The 17,636-nt window shown below is 63.8% G+C and carries 16 protein-coding genes; 6 read left to right on the top strand and 10 right to left on the bottom strand.

Going from position 1 to position 17,636, the window contains the following annotated elements:
* Positions 1–36 precede the first annotated feature (36 nt).
* The 3 genes from AC3WR3_RS19015 to fre all read left to right on the top strand — a co-directional run bounded on the left by AC3WR3_RS19015 (position 37) and on the right by fre (position 3,398).
* The gene (locus tag AC3WR3_RS19015) at positions 37–1,041 is read left to right on the top strand and encodes a hypothetical protein (protein WP_492292934.1); all 1,005 of its coding nucleotides are present in this window, start codon (positions 37–39) and stop codon (positions 1,039–1,041) included.
* 33 nt (positions 1,042–1,074) lie between these two features.
* Positions 1,075–2,544: a 4-hydroxy-3-polyprenylbenzoate decarboxylase gene (gene ubiD, locus AC3WR3_RS19010; protein WP_492292932.1), complete on the top strand. Its 1,470-nt coding sequence runs from the start codon at positions 1,075–1,077 to the stop codon at positions 2,542–2,544.
* Positions 2,545–2,699: 155 nt separating this feature from the next.
* Positions 2,700–3,398, top strand: coding sequence for an NAD(P)H-flavin reductase (fre, locus tag AC3WR3_RS19005; RefSeq protein WP_042648685.1), 699 nt, complete (start codon positions 2,700–2,702; stop codon positions 3,396–3,398).
* A 180-nt stretch (positions 3,399–3,578) separates the two neighbouring features.
* Here the strand turns inward: fre and ubiK are convergent, their stop codons facing one another.
* Positions 3,579–3,836: a ubiquinone biosynthesis accessory factor UbiK gene (gene ubiK, locus AC3WR3_RS19000; protein ID WP_025328825.1), complete on the bottom strand. Its 258-nt coding sequence runs from the start codon at positions 3,834–3,836 to the stop codon at positions 3,579–3,581.
* 301 nt (positions 3,837–4,137) lie between these two features.
* Here ubiK and AC3WR3_RS18995 point away from each other — a divergent pair, with 301 nt between their 5' ends.
* Positions 4,138–6,576: a VolA/Pla-1 family phospholipase gene (locus AC3WR3_RS18995; RefSeq protein ID WP_492292929.1), complete on the top strand. Its 2,439-nt coding sequence runs from the start codon at positions 4,138–4,140 to the stop codon at positions 6,574–6,576.
* A 246-nt stretch (positions 6,577–6,822) separates the two neighbouring features.
* Here AC3WR3_RS18995 and glpG read toward each other — a convergent pair whose 3' ends face one another.
* Positions 6,823–7,656, bottom strand: coding sequence for a rhomboid family intramembrane serine protease GlpG (gene glpG / locus AC3WR3_RS18990; RefSeq protein ID WP_404838568.1), 834 nt, complete (start codon positions 7,654–7,656; stop codon positions 6,823–6,825).
* A 29-nt stretch (positions 7,657–7,685) separates the two neighbouring features.
* A complete protein-coding gene (gene glpE, locus AC3WR3_RS18985) occupies positions 7,686–8,009 on the bottom strand; it encodes a thiosulfate sulfurtransferase GlpE (RefSeq protein WP_043763931.1) in 324 nt (107 codons plus the stop codon).
* Positions 8,010–8,176: 167 nt separating this feature from the next.
* On the opposite strand from glpE, the gene AC3WR3_RS18980 reads away from it, so the two are divergent.
* Positions 8,177–8,770, top strand: a complete 594-nt coding sequence (locus AC3WR3_RS18980) for a LysE family translocator (protein ID WP_492292927.1) — start codon at positions 8,177–8,179, stop codon at positions 8,768–8,770.
* Here the strand turns inward: AC3WR3_RS18980 and AC3WR3_RS18975 are convergent.
* The 6 genes from AC3WR3_RS18975 to AC3WR3_RS18950 all read right to left on the bottom strand — a co-directional run bounded on the left by AC3WR3_RS18975 (position 8,749) and on the right by AC3WR3_RS18950 (position 14,470).
* Entirely contained in the window at positions 8,749–9,594 is an 846-nt protein-coding gene (locus tag AC3WR3_RS18975) for an AraC family transcriptional regulator (protein ID WP_492292925.1), read from the bottom strand. The genes AC3WR3_RS18980 and AC3WR3_RS18975 overlap by 22 nt on opposite strands.
* Before the next feature lie 2 nt (positions 9,595–9,596).
* The gene (locus AC3WR3_RS18970) at positions 9,597–10,298 is read right to left on the bottom strand and encodes an ABC transporter ATP-binding protein (protein ID WP_025328819.1); all 702 of its coding nucleotides are present in this window, start codon (positions 10,296–10,298) and stop codon (positions 9,597–9,599) included.
* Between the two features lie 10 nt (positions 10,299–10,308).
* On the bottom strand, positions 10,309–11,094 hold the full coding sequence (livG, locus tag AC3WR3_RS18965) for a high-affinity branched-chain amino acid ABC transporter ATP-binding protein LivG (protein ID WP_265435855.1): 786 nt from the start codon (positions 11,092–11,094) through the stop codon (positions 10,309–10,311).
* Entirely contained in the window at positions 11,091–12,359 is a 1,269-nt protein-coding gene (locus AC3WR3_RS18960; RefSeq protein WP_139438550.1) for a high-affinity branched-chain amino acid ABC transporter permease LivM, read from the bottom strand. The genes livG and AC3WR3_RS18960 overlap by 4 nt, the downstream gene beginning before the upstream one ends.
* Complete coding sequence (livH, locus tag AC3WR3_RS18955) at positions 12,356–13,282, bottom strand: high-affinity branched-chain amino acid ABC transporter permease LivH (protein WP_139438553.1); 927 nt, start codon at positions 13,280–13,282, stop codon at positions 12,356–12,358. The genes AC3WR3_RS18960 and livH overlap by 4 nt, the downstream gene beginning before the upstream one ends.
* A 66-nt stretch (positions 13,283–13,348) precedes the next feature.
* The gene (locus AC3WR3_RS18950) at positions 13,349–14,470 is read right to left on the bottom strand and encodes a branched-chain amino acid ABC transporter substrate-binding protein (protein WP_162519276.1); all 1,122 of its coding nucleotides are present in this window, start codon (positions 14,468–14,470) and stop codon (positions 13,349–13,351) included.
* Between the two features lie 435 nt (positions 14,471–14,905).
* On the opposite strand from AC3WR3_RS18950, the gene AC3WR3_RS18945 reads away from it, so the two are divergent.
* A complete protein-coding gene (locus AC3WR3_RS18945; protein ID WP_025328814.1) occupies positions 14,906–15,910 on the top strand; it encodes a substrate-binding domain-containing protein in 1,005 nt (334 codons plus the stop codon).
* A gap of 64 nt (positions 15,911–15,974) precedes the next feature.
* Here AC3WR3_RS18945 and norR read toward each other — a convergent pair whose 3' ends face one another.
* Complete coding sequence (gene norR, locus AC3WR3_RS18940) at positions 15,975–17,498, bottom strand: nitric oxide reductase transcriptional regulator NorR (RefSeq protein WP_492292921.1); 1,524 nt, start codon at positions 17,496–17,498, stop codon at positions 15,975–15,977.
* Between the last annotated feature and the right edge of the window lie 138 nt (positions 17,499–17,636).

Here is a 17,636-nt window from a genome sequence, read left to right as displayed (position 1 = left end):
AGTATGTAGCCTCGATGTCACAAGGAAAGGGACGTCATGAAGCTGGTATTTCTCATCGGACTCTGCTGGATGCTGGCTGCCCCTGTGCATGCCGATACCCCGCCGCAGCTGCAGGCACCTCTGGTGGCGGACGAGGGATTGGAGGGGCACCGGGCGTACCTGGATAGCCGCATGGCATTGGGGCAGTTTGATGCCATGGATTCCCTGCTCGAGACCCTGTCGGTGGGGCAGCGGGAGTATTTGCTGCATCAGCTGCTGAGCGGGCTCAAGTCATCGGACGCCCCCAGCCCCGCCCTGCTGGCGTGGGTACGGGAGCAGGCCGCCAAGGCGCCGCAATGGCTGGTGGAGGGGGAGGTGGACGGTTTCCTGGTGCAGCTGCCCGCCTATGATTTTGCCGCCGAGGCCCGGCTGGTGCTCAACCACTGGCAGCAACTGGCCTGGCAGGACAACTACCGCCAACTGCTGGAGCAGAACAGCTTCGACTACAAGCAGCTCTACTACAGCCGCAACCCTGAGCTGGCCCGGCAGCAACAGGCGCTGCTGACGGTGCTCGATGACCAGCCCGCTCCAGTGCTGCGACGCGAGGCCGACCGGCTCGCCTCCCTCAATCTCTTCCTGCCTGACAACCAGTTGCTGCTGCACCTCATCGAACGGACGGGCGACACCGCGCTCTACCTGAAGCTGTGGCGCCAGCCTGTGGATCACGACAGCCTGACTGCCCTGCACTCCATTTCCCGCTTCCATACCGGCCAGGAGGCGAGCGATCTGCTGATCGCCGCCAGCCGCAACGGGCGGTTGATGATCCCCGCCCTGCAGCAGCTCAGCCAACTCTCGCCGCTGCCGGACGGTGCCCAGCAGTATCTGCTGGCGGAGCTCGGCAAGCACCAGTATGGCGGCCTGGTGGCCGGTCTCTTGCTGCAGATGGACGAGCCCAGACTGCTGGGCCAGCTGGCGGACAGGCTCACCCGGCAGGAGCGGCGTCACGCCTCGTCCATCATGCTGCCCGATACGGGTACACCGGATGCGCGGCCAGGGTTATAATGCGGAACCTCCTGACCCCGCTAGGGTACCTGCATGAAATACAAGGACTTGCGTGATTTCATCGCGCAGCTGGAACAAACCGGACAGCTCAAGCGCATCAGCCGCGAGATAGACCCCTATCTGGAGATGACCGAGATCAGCGACCGCACCCTGCGTGCGGGCGGCCCGGCCCTGCTGTTCGAGAATCCCAAAGGCTATGCCATGCCGGTGCTGACCAACCTGTTCGGCACCCCGGATCGGGTCGCCATGGGCATGGGCCAGCCCAATGTCGGTGCCCTGCGCCAGGTCGGGGTCTGGCTCTCCTACCTGAAAGAGCCAGAGCCGCCCCGCGGCCTCAAGGAACTGATGGAGAAGCTGCCCATCTTCAAGCAGGTGCTCAACATGCCGACCAAGCGGCTCTCCTCCGCCCCCTGCCAGCAGGTGGTGCTGGAGGGGGATGCGGTAGATCTGGACCAGATCCCCATCCAGCACTGCTGGCCCGGCGATGTGGCGCCCCTGGTGACCTGGGGGCTGACCATCACCCGTGGCCCCTACAAGAAGCGCCAGAACCTCGGCATCTACCGCCAGCAGAAGATCGGCAAGAACAAGCTCATCATGCGCTGGCTGGATCACCGCGGCGGCGCCATCGATTTTCGCGAGTGGCAGGAGGCCCACCCGGGTGAGCGTTTCCCGGTGGCTGTGGCGCTCGGCGCCGATCCTGCGACCATACTCGGCGCCGTGACGCCGGTGCCGGACAGTCTCTCCGAGTACGCCTTCGCCGGCCTGCTGCGGGGCAGCCGCACCGAGGTGGTGAAGGCCCTGAGCTGCGAGCTGGAGGTGCCCGCCAGCGCCGAAATCGTGCTGGAAGGCTATCTGGAGCCGGGGGAGATGGCACCCGAGGGCCCCTATGGGGATCACACCGGCTACTACAACGAGGTGGACGAGTTCCCGGTGTTCACCATCACCCACATGACCATGCGCCGCGATGCCATCTATCACAGCACCTACACCGGCCGTCCGCCCGATGAGCCGGCCGTGCTCGGAGTGGCATTGAACGAGGTGTTCGTGCCGCTGCTGCAGAAGCAGTTCCCCGAAATCGTGGACTTCTACCTGCCGCCGGAAGGCTGCTCCTACCGGATGGCGGTGGTGACCATCAAGAAGCGTTATCCCGGCCATGCCAAGCGGGTGATGCTGGGGGTCTGGTCCTTCCTGCGCCAGTTCATGTACACCAAGTTCGTGATCGTCTGCGACGACGACATCAACGCCCGGGACTGGAAGGACGTGATCTGGGCCATCACCACCCGGATGGACCCGGCGCGGGACACCACTCTGATCGAACACACCCCCATCGACTACCTCGACTTCGCCTCGCCGGTCTCGGGGCTCGGCTCCAAGATGGGGCTGGATGCCACCAACAAGTGGCCGGGGGAGAGCAACCGGGAGTGGGGTCAGCCCATAGTCCAGGACGAGGCGGTGAAGCAGAAGATCGACGGGGTCTGGGACGAGTTGAAGATCCTCGACTGAGCGACCCACCCGGGCTGGCGGCCATACCGACGCAAAAGTGCGGTATTGCCGTGCCGAATTGGGTATGCTCGACTGACTTGACCACCAACTGGTCGCCATAAAAACAGTGAAACCATGAGCGAAGCGGGCCGGGCAGGCCCCTCACAAGGACAAGAATGCAACGTATCAAGTGCCGCGTAGAGGAACTGCGCGAATATGTCGACACCATCTGGCACGTGGCCCTGACGCCGCAGCAAGCGGTGAGCTTCAAGCCTGGCCAGTATCTGCTGGTGGTGATGAGCGATTCGGACAAGCGCCCCTTCTCCATCGCCAACTCGCCGACCCGCTCCGGTGTGCTGGAGCTGCAGATCGGTGCCACCCCGGAAAACGCCTACGCCGGTCAGGTGCTGGCCCGCATGCGCGAGCAGGGGGAGATCGAGATCGAGCTGGCGGCGGGCAAGGCCTTCCTGCGCGACGAATCGCCGCGCCCCCTGATCCTGATGGCAGGCGGTACCGGCTTCTCCTACGCCCGCGCCATCCTGGAGTATCTGATCGATACCGGCAGCAAGCGCCCGGTGTTCCTCTACTGGGGCGTGCGCCAGGCGCACTGGCTCTATGAGCAGGGGCAGATGCAGCAGTGGGAGCGCGACTATGCGCCGCTCACCTTCATCCCCGTGGTGCAGGAGCCACAAGCGGACTGGACCGGCAAGACCGGCCTGGTGCACAAGGCCATCATGGATGACTTCGTCAGCCTGCATGACTACGACATCTATGTGGCCGGTCGCTTCGAGATGGCGGGTGCCGCCCGCGAGGAGTTCAAGGTGCTGGGTGCCGAGCCCGAGCGCATCTTCGGTGACGCCTACGAATTTATCTGATCACCGTCTTCCCGAGGAACGCCGATCCGCTCCCTGCTCCCCTCGCGAGAGAAGGGGGGATGAGGGGGTGAGCAACTTGGTTCGCCAGCCCGCATCGGCCCATCCCCCTCGGGCATCAGAAACAACAAACCCCAGCCTGGCTGGGGTTTGTCTTATGTGCCGACGGGACGTCGCGCCGGATTACTCGCCCTTGGCGCCGAGCTGCTGTTCCAGCTGGGCCAGCTTGGCCTCGAGGGCGGTCAGCTTCTCCCGGGTGCGCAGCAGCACCTTGGTCTGCACGTCAAACTCTTCGCGGCTCACCAGATCCAGCTTGTTCAGCTGGGCCTGCAGCACCTGACGGGTCTTCTTCTCCACCTCTTCACCCATGCTGCGAATGCCGGGCGGCAGGGCGTTGTGTATCTGTTTGGCGATCTCTTCCAGTTTTTTCGGGTCGATCATGGGGTTCTCCTTAAGCAATGGCGCCATTCTACCGACAAATCCCCTCCTTTGCCGAGATCGGGGTGGCTTTTTGCGCCACTGGCGCTGAAAGGCTCTGGTCGGGTCTGGTGATAAGGGGAAGGCTGCTACCCTCTTTCGCCGGGGATCAATTCCAATTCCTTGATGTTGTACACAAAAAAATCAGATCAGATGACCGACCAGAGGCTTATTAATTGTTGCGTTGCTGTTAATATGATTCGGTCGGGTTTGGACCCTACCCCGTCAGGCTCATCATGGATAACAACATAAAAGAGATAAGGATATGAAAAAGAAGCTAATTTACGCGGCCGTCGTCAGTGCGCTGCTGAGCGGTTGTGGTGGCAGTGACGACAACAAAGGCGATACCTCAAGCTATCTCGATTATCTGCTGAGCGGCACCAATGCGGCGCGCCCCAGCGCCCTGGCCGCCCGTGCCAGTGACGGCACCCTGAAGTTCTCGACCGAAACGGCCGATCTCTCCAATCCAGTCTCCGCCCTCTCCACCCTGGATGGCTGGTCCACTACCCAGGCGATCCAGATAGTGCCCGTGACGGCCTCAGGCATCACGGTCAAGGCGCCGTCCGCCGCCGAATTCGGTGCCTCGGTGGCTCCGCTCTACCTGCTGGAGCTGGAGTTCGACAGCGCCGCCCTGCGCCCGAGTGGCGTAAAGAAGGTGCTGACCTACGGGGTGGACTTCGTGGTCGCCGAGTCGGCGGGCAAGCTGAACCTGGTGCCGCTCAAGCCGCTCAATCCGGCTTCCTACTACATGATAGTGGCGACCGATTCGCTCAAGGACAGCAGCGGCAACCCCCTGCGACCGGGTAGCGACTACAGCAACTACAAGACCAGCACCGGCAGCAACGCCCAGGAGCAGACCATCAGCGGCCTGATCGCGCTGCAGGAAGGGCTGTTCAAGGCTGCCACCGGCATCACCAGCGACCACGTGATCTTCTCCGACTGGTTCGGTACCCAGTCCGGGGCCGACGTGCTGGTGGCGGTGAAGGGTGCGGCCGCTTCCGTACTCAAGAGCCCGACCCTGGACGCTGCCGCCCTGTGGAAGCAGGATGCCCTGGGCAACACCAGCCTGCCCGGCACCTACACCCTGGGGGTGACGGCAAACGCCGCCTTCCTGACCCAGCTGGAAGCCGAGCAGTTCCTGCCTCAGGAGCAGAAGGATGCCATTGCTGCCGCCTTTGGCCCAGGCACCCCGCTCAACGGCCTGGCGCAGGCAGCCAAGGTTTATAGCGGCACCGTCAAGTTGCCCTACTTCCTCTCCTCTCCGGCCACCGCCGGCTCCTGGGACAAGGCCAGGACCCAGTCCTGGCACGGCGCCATCCCCAGCCTCTACGCCATCGCCAATGCCCTGAAGGCCCAGGATGCCGAGGTGATCGGCGGCCTGGTGGGCGCCGGTGTGGATCCGGCCCTGCTGGGTGAGCTCATCGCCGACCCGAGCCGTCAGGCCGAGCTGCTGGCGGAGGCGAGCAAGCTGATCGGGGTGACCCTCACCTCCGGCGGCCAGCCGCTGGATCCCGAGATGAACATAGGCCGCTTCAACCCGCTGCCAGCGCTGGAAGAGGTGCAGTCCGTGCCGATGCGGATCTTCGCCGCCGCGCCGCTGACAGCCATCACCGACGTGATCATCTATCAGCACGGCGTCACCTCGGTGAAGGAGAACGCCTATGCCCTGGCCCTTGGCCAGATCGGTGCCGGCGCCCAGGCGAGCAAGAACGTGGCCGTGGTGGTGATCGACCATCCGCTGCACGGTGAGCGCGGCTTCGCCCTGACCGGCAGCATGGACTCGGTCACCACGGATAAGAACCCGACCCCCTACCTGAACCTGAGCTACCTGACGGTGGCCCGTGACAACCTGAAACAGAGCGTGGCGGATCTGCTGGGCCTGCGTCTGGCGGTCGGTCTGGCCAATGCCAAGGGCTTTTCCTCCAATGGCCAGCCTTCCAAATTAGGAGGTGCCGGTCTCAAGGTGCATTTCCTGGGTCACTCCCTGGGGGCCATCGCGGGAGCCAACTTGCTGGCGGTGGCCAACCAGTCCGTTGGCAATCCCCAGGCCGATGCCCTGTTCCAGTTCACCACCGGCGGCCTGGCCATGCCGGGTGGCGGCATAGCGCCGCTGCTGCTGAACTCGCCGACCTTTGGCCCGACCATCCAGATGAGCGTGCTGACCGCTGGCAGTGCGGCCCTGAAGGCGGCCTTCACCGCCTATGCGCCGAACTGCAAGACGGCGGTGCCGACCTGCTTCGTCAACGAGTTCCTGCCGAGCCAGGACGCCGCCACCCAGGCCACCGCGGCCGGTACCCTGCAGAGCTACAGCTTCGCAGCCCAGTCGGTGCTGGACTCGGCTGATCCGATCAACCTGGGTCGCGGCATAGCGGCGGACTTCCCGCTGTTTGCCACTGAAGTCGTCGGCGACGGCGCCCTGAGCCTGTCGGATCGGGTGATCCCGAACAGCATTGCCACCGCCCCTCTGGGTGGCACCGAGCCGCTGTTCAAGGTACTGGCCCTGCAACCCCTGAGCGCGACCGGCGCGGCCAACCACCACGCCACCCGCTTCGTGGCCGGTGGTCACAGCTCGCTGCTGGCACCGGACGAGAACTTCGATCCGACCGGCGCCGTCACCACAGAGATGCAGACCCAGTTCGGCAGCTTCTTCGCGAGCGGTGGCACCGCGGTCAAGGTGACCGACGCCAGCCTGCTCAAGCAGTAAGCCAGCCGATCAATAAAAACGCCGCCCCTGGGGGCGGCGTTTTCATTTCTGCGACTCGGGTCGGGCCGGCCATCTGGCTGCCGAGCAGATTGCTGCTGCCTCGATGACTACAACAACTCAGGCGGGCCTGTGGTGTCTGTCCAGCCAGCCTTGCAGCAGACCGACCAGCAGACCCACCAGATGGGCCATTTTGGCGGTCGCTCTGGCTGCCGAGCAGATTGCTGCTGCCTCGATGACTACAACAACTCAGGCGGGCCTGTGGTGCCTGTCCAGCCAGCCTTGCGCCAGGCCGACCAGCAGACCCACCAGATGGGCCATGTTGGCGGTGGGGGTGCCTAGCATGTCGAAGAAGCCGAGCACCAGCCAGATCAGCATGAAGCCCATCAGGGCCGGTGGCATGGTGAGGCCGCAGGCGGGCTGCAGTCTGGCACGCAGCCAGCTGTAGCCAAGCAGGGCATAGACCACCCCGGAGAGGCCGCCAAAGCGCGGGCCGCTCACGAAGAACTCGGCGATATTGGGCAATGCAGCTCCGACGATGAGCAGGATAAACAGCTTGCCGCTGCCGAGCCGCTGCTCGATCTGGCCGCCGAGATACCACCACCACAGCAGGTTGAACACCAGGTGCAGCACCGAGAAGTGGATAAAGGCCGGGGTGACGTAGCGCCAGGCCTGCCAGTCGGTGAACTGGGCCAGGGTGGGGTGGAACGCCAGCTCGTCGAAGATGGGCAGGCCTATGGCATCCAGGGCATAGATGGCCAGGCAGGCGATGATGACCACCAGGGTCAGGGGACCCGCCTGATGGAGGAAGTCGGTGACCGGGTCCGTCATCCCCTTGCTGTAGTCGATGCGGGCATCCGCCCGGCCGGATTGCCAGGAGGCCTCCATGTAGCGGGGGTGATTGGGCTCGGCGAGGAAGCGCTTCACCTCCTGCTGGGCCTGGGCGAGGCGCTGCTCGTCCGCCAGCCAGACGGAGACGCCGAGCTCGGACTGGGTCAGCTCGCACGAGATGCCCAGAGTGGCGAGGTAATCCACCAGCGCCTGGGCCATGCGGGCGTCCCCCAGCACCAGCAGCTGGATCATGCCGGCCGGGGAGGAGTGCCCCGCCCCTGTCATGCGTCCCCCGCCTGGATCGGGAACTCCCTGCGCCAGGCCTCGAAGCCGCCGTCCAGGCTGTAGACCTCGTCATAGCCCTGTTGCAGCAGATACTGGGCCGCTCCCTGGCTGCTGTTGCCGTGATAGCACATCACTATGACCGGGGTGTCGAAGTCCACCTCGTTCATGAAGCGAACCAGGGAACCGTTGGTGAGGTGGAAGGCGCCGACCGCGTGGGCCGTCTCGAAGGATTGGGGATCGCGAATGTCCACGAGACGGGCTTCGCCTGCGCTCAGCTTCTGGTGGGCATCATGGGCGCTGATATGGGCAAACTGGTCCATTGAGATGTCCTGAAAATGGAGGATTGAGGGCCAGTTTACCGCAAGCCGTGGCTTGCGCTAAGTCCGCAATGTGCCTTGCCATGTGCCGCAGGATCGCAATTTCCTTCAATATCGGCGTGGGCGGGCCGGATAGGCTGGTGGCTCAATCCTTTGCGTGAGCATCATCCATGGAAATCAGTCTGTTGCTGTCCATGTCCGGATTTGCCCTGGCCATGTCCATCTCCCCCGGTCCGGTCAACCTGGTCGCCCTCGGCACCGGCGCTCGTTATGGCTTTCCGGCCAGCCTGCGCCACGTGGTGGGGGCGACCCTGGGCTTCATCCTGCTGCTCCTGCTGATGGGGCTGGGCCTCGGCGGTGCCCTGTCCCGCTGGCCGGTGGCGGCGGGCGCCATCCACTGGGGCGGCATGCTCTTTCTCTGTTACATGGCCTGGCAACTGCTGGTGGACAGGGGGCAGCTGGAGCGGGTCGAGGGGGCGCCCCCGGCCTTCTGGTACGGGGCCCTGATGCAGTGGCTCAATCCCAAGGCCTGGCTCGCCGCCAGCATGGGAATGGGAGCCTATGGTGTCGCGGGCGGGGTGGGGCAGGTGGCCCTGTTTACCGGCATCTATCTGGTGATCTGCCTCGGCTCCATCGCCTGCTGGGCCTATGCCGGCAGTTGCATGCAGGGGTTGCTGCTCGTGCCTCGCCGGCTGCGCTGGTTCAACCGGGCCATGGCGCTCTTGTTGCTGCTCAGCGCCGCCTATCTGGTGCGTTCAGCCTGACGGGCGAGCTGGGTCCTGTACTGGCCCGGGGTGGCGGCGACCCGGCGCTTGAACTGGCGCTGGAAGTGGGCCTGATCCGCGAAGCCGCTGGCCAGGGCGACCTCGGCCAGGGGCTGCCCCTGCCTGAGCAGGGTGCGGGCGTGGCGGATCCGTCTATCCAGCAGATAGGCGTGGGGGGTCATGCCGTAGTGGTGGCTGAAGGCGCGCACGAAGTGGGAGGGGGTGAGCCCGGCCACGGCGCTCAGCTGTGACAGGCTGAGGGGGTTGGCGCTGTCGTCCTGCATCAGCTCGGCGGCCCGTTGCAGGTGCTGGGGCGGGCGATCGTCCCACCTGGCCGGGGTGAGCCTGGCCAGCAACTGGCGACTGAACAGGTGGCAGGCCACCTCGCGGGCTAGGGGATCCGGCGCTTCTACCAGCTGGTGATGGAGGTGCTGCAAGCCCCGGTAGAGTAGGGGATCCCGGCTCGCCGTCATGTCGAAGGGCCTGAACTCGCTGCCGAGGCCCGCCTCCTCCTGCTGGCCGCGCAGCCAGTCGGTATCGAGGTAGAACATCAGATAGGACCAGGGCTGATCCGCGATGGGGTTGCAGGCGTGCACCTCTTCCGGGTTCATCAGCACCAGGGAACCCGGGCCGACCTCTTGCAGGCTGCGCTGGTTGAGGTAGTGACTGTGGCCGCCGGTGATGGCGCCGATGGAGAAGTGGGGGTGGCTGTGCTTGTCGTAGCAGACGTGGCGGCCATCCTGCACCGCCCGCGCCTCGATGAAGGGCAGGGCAGGATCGTGCCAGAAGCTGTGTCTGTCCGGCCCTGCCTCTGCCCTGCTCATGATCAGCCGCCGAGATAGGCCTGGCGCACTGCCGGATTGGCGAGCAGGGCCGCCCCCGTGTCCTGCAGCACCACCCGGCCGTTCTCCAGCACATAGCCCCGATCCGCCAGCTTGAGCGCCTGGTTCGCGTTCTGCTCCACCAGGAAGATGGTCATCCCCTTCTGGCGCAGCTGCTCTATGGTGTCGAAGATCTGCTGGATGATGATGGGGGCCAGCCCCAGGGAGGGTTCGTCCAGCAGCAGCAGGCGCGGCTTGCTCATCAGGGCCCGGCCTATGGCCAGCATCTGCTGTTCGCCGCCGGACATGGTGCCCGCCCTCTGCTCCAGCCGCTCGTGCAGCCGGGGGAACAGGGTGAACACCTGATCCAGCAGGGCAGGTTGCTCGGCCTTGTCGACGAAGAAGGCCCCCATCAGCAGGTTCTCCTGCACCGTCAGGCGGGCGAAGATGCGGCGCCCCTCAGGCACCACTGCAATGTCCTTGCGCATGATGCGGGCCGTGCTGAGGGAGTCTATCTGCTCCCCCTCGAACCAGATGCTGCCGCTGCTGGGCTTGGGTTCGCCGCACAGCGTCATCAGCAATGTGGTCTTGCCGGCGCCGTTGGCGCCGATCAGGGTGACGATTTCCCCCTCTTTTATCTCGACGCTGACGTCGTGCAGCGCCTGGATCTTGCCGTAGTGGGTCGATACGTTGCGAAGTTCTAACATCTTGATTTCCTTACGACTCGCCCAGATAGGCCTTGATCACGGCCGGATTGCTGCGGATCTCATCCGGCTTGCCGTGGGCCAGCGGGGTACCCTGGTTCACCACGAAGATGCGGTTAGAGATCTCCATCACCAGCTTCATGTCGTGCTCGATGAGCAGCACCGAGACCCCAAACTCGTCCCTCAGGTTGGAGATGAGGTCGTTGAGCTCGTCGGTCTCGTGCGGGTTGAGGCCGGCGGCAGGCTCATCCAGCATCAGCAGCTCGGGCCGGGTCGCCATGCAGCGGGCGATTTCGAGGCGACGCTGCTGGCCATAGGCCAGGTTGCCGGCGGGGCGGTTGGCGAGATCCTTGAGGCCCACCTTCTCCAGCCAGAAGGCGGACTGCTCCAGCCCCTCCTTCTCGGCACGGCGGAAGGCCGGGGTCTTGAACAGGCCGGCGATGAAGCCGGTGTTCAGGTGTCTGTGCTGGGCCACCAGCAGGTTCTCCACCGCCGTCATCTCCTTGAACAGGCGCACGTGCTGGAAGGTGCGCACTATCCCCTTGCGGGCGATGAGGTGGCCGGGCAGCCCCTGGATCTCCTCGCCACGGTAGCGGATGGTGCCGCCGGTCGGGCGGTAGAAACCGGTCAGGCAGTTGAAGATGGTGGTCTTGCCCGCCCCGTTGGGGCCTATGATGGAGATCACCTCGCCCTTGTCCACATCCAGCTTGACGCCGTTGACCGCCAGCAAGCCGCCGAAGCGCATCGACAGATCGGAGACATCGAGCAATTTGGTGTTGGTATCGTTCAGCTTGCTCATTTGCGCAGCTCCATATGGGGTCGGCTCATGGGCAGCAGTCCCTGCGGCCGCCAGATCATCATGAACACCATCAAGAGGCCGAACATCAGCATGCGGTACTCGTTGAACTCACGGGCCAGCTCCGGCAGCACCGTCATCACGATGGCTGCCAGCACCACCCCTATCTGGGAGCCCATGCCGCCCAGCACCACGATGGCGAGGACGATGGCCGACTCGATGAAGACGAAGGACTCCGGACTGATGAAGCCCTGGCGCGAGGCGAAGAAGCTGCCGGCGAAGCCCGCGAAGCAGGCGCCTATGGTGAAGGCGGTCAGCTTGATGATGGTGGGGTTGAGCCCCAGGGATTTGCAGGCGATCTCGTCTTCTCGCAGCGCCTCCCAGGCACGGCCCAGCGGCATCCGCAGCAGGCGGTTGATGACGAACAGGGTCGCCACCACCAGCACCAGGGCCATCAGGTAGAGGAAGATCACCTTGTGGTTGGCGTTGTAGGCGATGCCGAAGAAGTCGTGGAAGGTGCCAAAGCCCCCGTCCTTGACGGTGCGGTTGAACTCCAGGCCGCCCAGGGTCGGCTTGGGAATGCCGGAGATCCCGTTCGGGCCGCCGGTCAGCGTGGTCATGTTGTTGAGCAGGATGCGGATGATCTCGCCAAAGCCCAGGGTGACGATGGCCAGATAGTCCCCCCGCAGCCGCAACACAGGGAAGCCGAGCAGGAAGCCGAAGGTGGCCGCCATCAGGCCGGCGATGGGCAGGCACTCCCAGAAGCTCAGACCGAAGTAGGTGTTGAGCAGGGCGTAGCTGTAGGCGCCGACCGCGTAGAAGCCGACGTAACCGAGATCCAGCAGGCCGGCGAGGCCCACCACCACGTTCAGCCCCAGCCCCAGCATGATGTAGATCAGCGCCAGGGTGGCGAGATCGATGGCACCGCGCGAGGCCATGAAGGGCCAGCTGACCGCAAACAGCAGCACCAGGATGGCGGTGAGGTTATAGAGCTTGGGCGCCTCCTCCGGGCTCGGCAGCACCAGCTTGGTGAAGCCGACGGAGAAGCCGCTGATGGAGGCCTGGAACAGGCGACTGATCTGGCCGCGCAGCATCTGGAACCAGAAGACGATGGTGGCGCCCCCCAGCAGCCAGGCCAGGGAGACATCGAGCCGACTCACCACCAGCAGGCTGGAGCCATCGGTCTCCAGCTTGAAGCCGAGCAGCCAGAAGGAGAGCACCAGCAGCATCAGGCTGGCGATGCAGGCATGGATAAATTGTTTTTTCATACCTTCTCGACCTCCGGACGACCCAGGATGCCGGTGGGCATAAAGAGCAACACGAAGATGAGCAGGGCGAAGGCCATCACATCCTTGTACTCGGTGCTGAGGTAACCGGCGGTGAGCGCCTCGACCACGCCGAGCAGCAGGCCGCCGATCACGGCGCCAGGAATGCTGCCGATGCCGCCCAATACCGCTGCCGTAAACGCCTTGAGACCGGCCATAAAGCCGAGGTAGGGGTTGATGACGCCGTAATACATGCCGAGCAGCACGCCCGCGACGGCGGCCAGGGTGGCCCCCAGCACGAAGGTGATGGAGATGACCACGTGGGTGTCTATGCCCAGCAGGTTGGCCATCTTGATGTCTTCCGAACAGGCGCGACAGGCGCGGCCCATGCGGGAGCGGTTGATGAACTGGGTCAGCGCCAGCATGGTGATGAAGGTCACCACGAAGATGATGAGCTGCATGTAGGAGAGGCTGGCCTGGAAGCCGTCCTCACCGCCCAGGGTCCAACCCCCGGAGATCAGGGTGGGCATGGCGATGTCGCGCGAGCCCTGTGCCATCCGCATCATGTTCTGCAAGAAGATCGACATGCCGATGGCGGAGATGAGGGGGATGAGGCGATTGCCGCCCCGCAGCGGGCGATAGGCGACCCGCTCTATGGTCCAGCCATAGCTGCCGGTGATGAGGATACTGATCAGAAAGGCGCCGCCCAGCAGCAGCACTGTGCTGTCGATGCCCATCATCATGAGCCCCGCCATCACCATGAAGGCGACATAGGAGCCGATCATGTAGACCTCGCCGTGGGCGAAGTTGATCATGCCTATGATGCCGTAGACCATGGTGTAGCCGATGGCGATCAACGCATAGGTGCTGCCTATGGTCAATCCGTTCAGCAACTGCTGAACCAGATAAAGAAGGTGTTCGGACATACTGCGTTCCCTGTACTTGCCCGCAAAGAAAGGAGGGGGTGACGCTTGTCACCCCCGACCGGCAGATTATTTGACTTGGCTGGAGGTACCGTCGGCGTGCCACTGGAAGACACCGAACTCGAAGCCTTTGAGGTCACCGTTCGGTGCCCAGCTCAGGGGGCCCATGACGGTGTCGATCGGTGCGGCCTTCATGGCGGCAGCCACGGCAGCGGGATCATCCTCGCCCGCCTTGGCGATACCGGCCGCCAGAGCCTGCATGGCCGCGTAGGTGGTCCAGACGAAGGGACCGGAGGAGTCCTGACCCTTGGCCTTGAACGCTTCCACGATGGAGGCGTTGGCAGGCAGCAGATCGTACTTGTTCGGCAGGGTGACCAGCAGGCCTTCGGAGGCCGGGCCGCCGATGGCGGAGATGTCCTTGTTACCCACACCTTCCGGACCCATGAACTTGGCTTTCAGGCCCTTCTCGCCAGCCTGGCGCAGGATCAGGCCTAGCTCCGGGTGGTAGCCGCCGTAGTAGACGAAGTCCACGTTCTCTTTCTGCAGCTTGGCGATCAGGGCGGAGAAGTCCTTGTCCCCGGCGGTGATGCCTTCAAAGGCCACTACCTTGACGCCCGCCTTGTCCAGGGCTGCCTTGACGCTGGAGGCGATGCCTTCCCCGTACTGCTTCTTGTCGTGGATGACGGCCACGCGCTGGGGTTTGACCTGCTCGATGATGTACTTGGCGGCGGTCGGGCCCTGGTCGCTGTCCAGGCCTATGGTACGCATGGTCAGCTGGTAGCCACGCTCGGTGATCTTGGGGTTGGTGGAGGCCGGGGTCACCATCAGTACCCCTTCATCTTCATAGATGTCGGAGGCGGGCAGGGTGTTGTCTGAGCAGAGGTGGCCGACCACGAACTTGACGCCGTCGTTGATCACCTTGTTGGCGATGGCCACGGCCTGCTTGGGATCGCAGGCGTCGTCATAGATGACGGCTTCGATCTGCTTGCCCTTGATGCCGCCGGCCTTGTTGATCTGTTCGACCGCCATCTTGCCGCCGGTGAACTGCATGTCACCGTACTGGGCGACCGGGCCGGTCAGGGGGCCGGCGATGCCGATCTTGATGGTATCGGCCGCATTGGCCATGGAGACTGATCCAAACAGAGCCAAAGAAACCGCTGCCCTGACTGCCATTTTGCTCAAGTTATTCATTGATTCGTCCCTTAATCAGTGGATTGTTTCATTTTCCGTGTGTCATTCCGAGCCTGTGTCCCGCCAGCCCGGCAATAGATAAGGTTCTATCATTCCTCACCGTGCAATAACAAGATGTTAAAGATACTAACCGGAACGGGTTGGGTAGGGCTTTTATGAAACAAATGCCCTGCTTGAATTCATATTTTGGAGTTTAATATCGCGGATGTCGATTAACATACTGACAACAAATTGTCACGGTGACAATTTTCAGAGTAAAAAACTGACGATATTTCATTCTGCGTCCGCTCTCATTTTGACCAAATTCCGTTTGCGCAAAAAGAAATGACCGCCTAGATTAGCCAAGATTGACAATTCGCTGGCAGCTCTCGTTAAAACCAAGCCTTTATTCGGGAAATCTGCTACTGTTCCGCCTTTGTTATTCAGGAGACAGAGATGGCCACTATCAAGGATGTCGCCTCCAGGGCAGGCGTATCCATCTCCACCGTCTCACATGTACTCAATCACACCCGTCGGGTCAGCGAAGATGCAACCCAGAAAGTGCTTGAGGCGGTGGCAGAACTCAACTACGCGCCCAATTCGGTAGCGCGCAGCCTCAAGATCAACTCGACCAAGACCATCGGCATGCTGGTCACCACCAGTGCCAACCCCTTCTTCGCGGAAGTGGTGCAAGGGGTGGAAGCCTACTGCTTCGAACAGGGTTACAGCCTGATCCTGTGCAACACCGAGAACCAGCCCCCCCGTCAGCAGCACTATCTGCGCATGCTGATGGAGAAGCGGGTCGACGGCTTGCTGGTGCTGGGGACCGACATCGACACCCCGCTGCGGGACATGCTGCGGATCCACAAGAACGTGCCTCAGGTGGTACTGGACTGGGGAACCGAGTGCGACTTTGCCAACGTGATCAACGACAACGCCCGCATAGGTGCGCGCCTGGCCGTGCGTCATCTGCTGGAGCAGGGTCACACCGAGATCGTCTGCATCACGGGCCAGATCGACAAGCCGACCACCCAGCAGCGGCTGGACGGGGTGCGTGACGCCCTGGGCGAGCATGGCCTGACCCTGAAGGACGAGCAGATCTTCGAAGGGGATTACGAGAGCCAGAGCGGCTACGACGCCATGCAGCGGATCCTGGCCCTGACGCCGCGGCCGACCGCTGTCTTCGCCTTCGACGATCCCATGGCGATCGGCGCCATCTGCGCCGCCTGGGAAGCCGGGGTCAAGGTGCCGGACGATATCTCCATGATCGGCTATGACGACATCGAGATGGCGCGCTTCTCCAGCCCGCCGCTCACCACCATCCGCCACCCCAAGGCCGAGCTGGGCCTGCTGGCGGTGCAGCAGCTGGTGAGCCGGATCCGCAACAAGGAGCTGGAAGTCGAGTCCATGACGGTCCAGCCCGAGCTGATCGTCCGTCGCTCGGTCAAGTCCCTGCGCTGATCGCCTGGCCTCGGGCACCACGAAAAACCCCCTCCCTCGCGAGGGGGTTTTTGTTTCTGGGGTCTCAGGCCTTGAGGCCGAGCCGTCTGGCGAGCCGGTGCAGGTTGCCGCCGTCCAGCTCAAGCGCCCGGGCGGTGGCGGCCCAGTTGCCGTCATGGGCGGCCAGGGTCTGCTCTATCAGCTGAAGCTGGAAGGCGTCGGTGGCGGCGCGCAGGCCGAGACCGACGGCGACGGGCGGGGCAGGGGGGGGCGTGCTGGCGGCAGGCTGCGGCGAGACCGCCGCCCCCAGATTGAAGTGATGGGCATCCAGGGCCGGGGACTGGCTGCCCTGCTCGGCCCGCGCCAGCACGGCGGCTCTGTGGATGGCGTGCTCGAGTTCCCGCACGTTGCCCGGCCAGTCGTGACCCTCGAGCAGTGCCAGTGCCCCGGGCAGGATGCGCAGCCGCTCCAGCCCCAGGCTGACCCGGCAGCGTTCGCAAAAATAACCGGCCAGCAGGGGAATGTCCCCGGGACGTTCCCGCAGCGCCGGGGCCTGGATCGGGAAGACGCTCAAGCGGTGGTAGAGGTCGGCCCGGAACTGCCCCTCGACCACAGCCTGCTTCAGATCCCGGTTGGTGGCCGCCAGGATGCGTACGTTCACCTTGAGCGGGGTGTCGTCACCGATGCGCTGCAGATCGCCGTATTGCAGCACCCGCAACAGCTTGGCCTGCAGCGGCAGCGACAGCTCGCCAATCTCGTCGAGGAACAGGGTGCCCTGATCCGCCAGCTCGAACTTGCCCGCCCGGTTGTGGATGGCACCGGTAAAGGCCCCCTTCACGTGGCCGAACAGCTCGCTTTCGGCCACCGACTCCGGCAGGGCGGCGCAGTTGAGGTAGACCAGCGGGGCCTTGGCACGCTGGGAACCGCGATGCACCGCCTTGGCGATCAGCTCCTTGCCCACCCCCGTCTCCCCCAGGATCAGCACGTTCAGCTCCGAGCTGGCGACCACTTCTATCTCGTGGCGCAGGCGGGCCATGGCGGGGGAGCGGCCTATCATCTCCGGCTGGCCCTCGGCATGGGGGACTGAGGCGAGCGGCTCGCTGCTCTGGCGGGCGAGCCGCTCCAGCAGAAGGGCATTGCTGAGGGCGGCGGCGGCCAGGGCGCCCACCAGCCGCAGCTCCTCGTCGCTGATGCCGTCGAACTGGGTCGGGTTCATGCCGTCTATGGTCAGGGCGCCGATCAGGGTCTGATCCGAGAAGAGCGGCAGGCCGACGCAGGCGTGCACCTTGAAGTCGTCCTGATCCGGGATCAGGCCGTCATAGGGGTCGGGCAGGGCGCTGTCGGCAGGGAAGCGCACCACGTCACCGGCCCGGGCTATGGCCTCCATGCGCGGGTGATCCCGCAAGGCGAAGCGGCGGCCCAGCACGTCCTGCATCAGGCCGTCGATGGCGAGCGGGATGAACTGGCCCCCCTCGTAGCGCAGCAGGGCCGAGGCGTCCGAGTTCAGCAGGCTGCGCACGCTCTGGATCAGGCGGTGAAAGCGGTCCTGATGGGAGATGCCGAGTTGCAGAGCGAGGGCGATGCGCGCCAGGCTGTCGGTCGAGATCACGATGATTGTCCAAATGACAGTGTGTTTGTGTTTTTGACTATGAATGACAAGTGTCTAAATGACAATGGTTGAAATGTATTTTCTATAAAAACAATAAGTTATGAGTTGGCACGTCAACTGCAATAGCCCGTTCAGTCG

The sequence above is a fragment of the Aeromonas sp. EU05-FHT14A05 genome (genome assembly GCF_058791175.1).
This window is presented reverse-complemented; position numbering and strand designations above follow the sequence as displayed.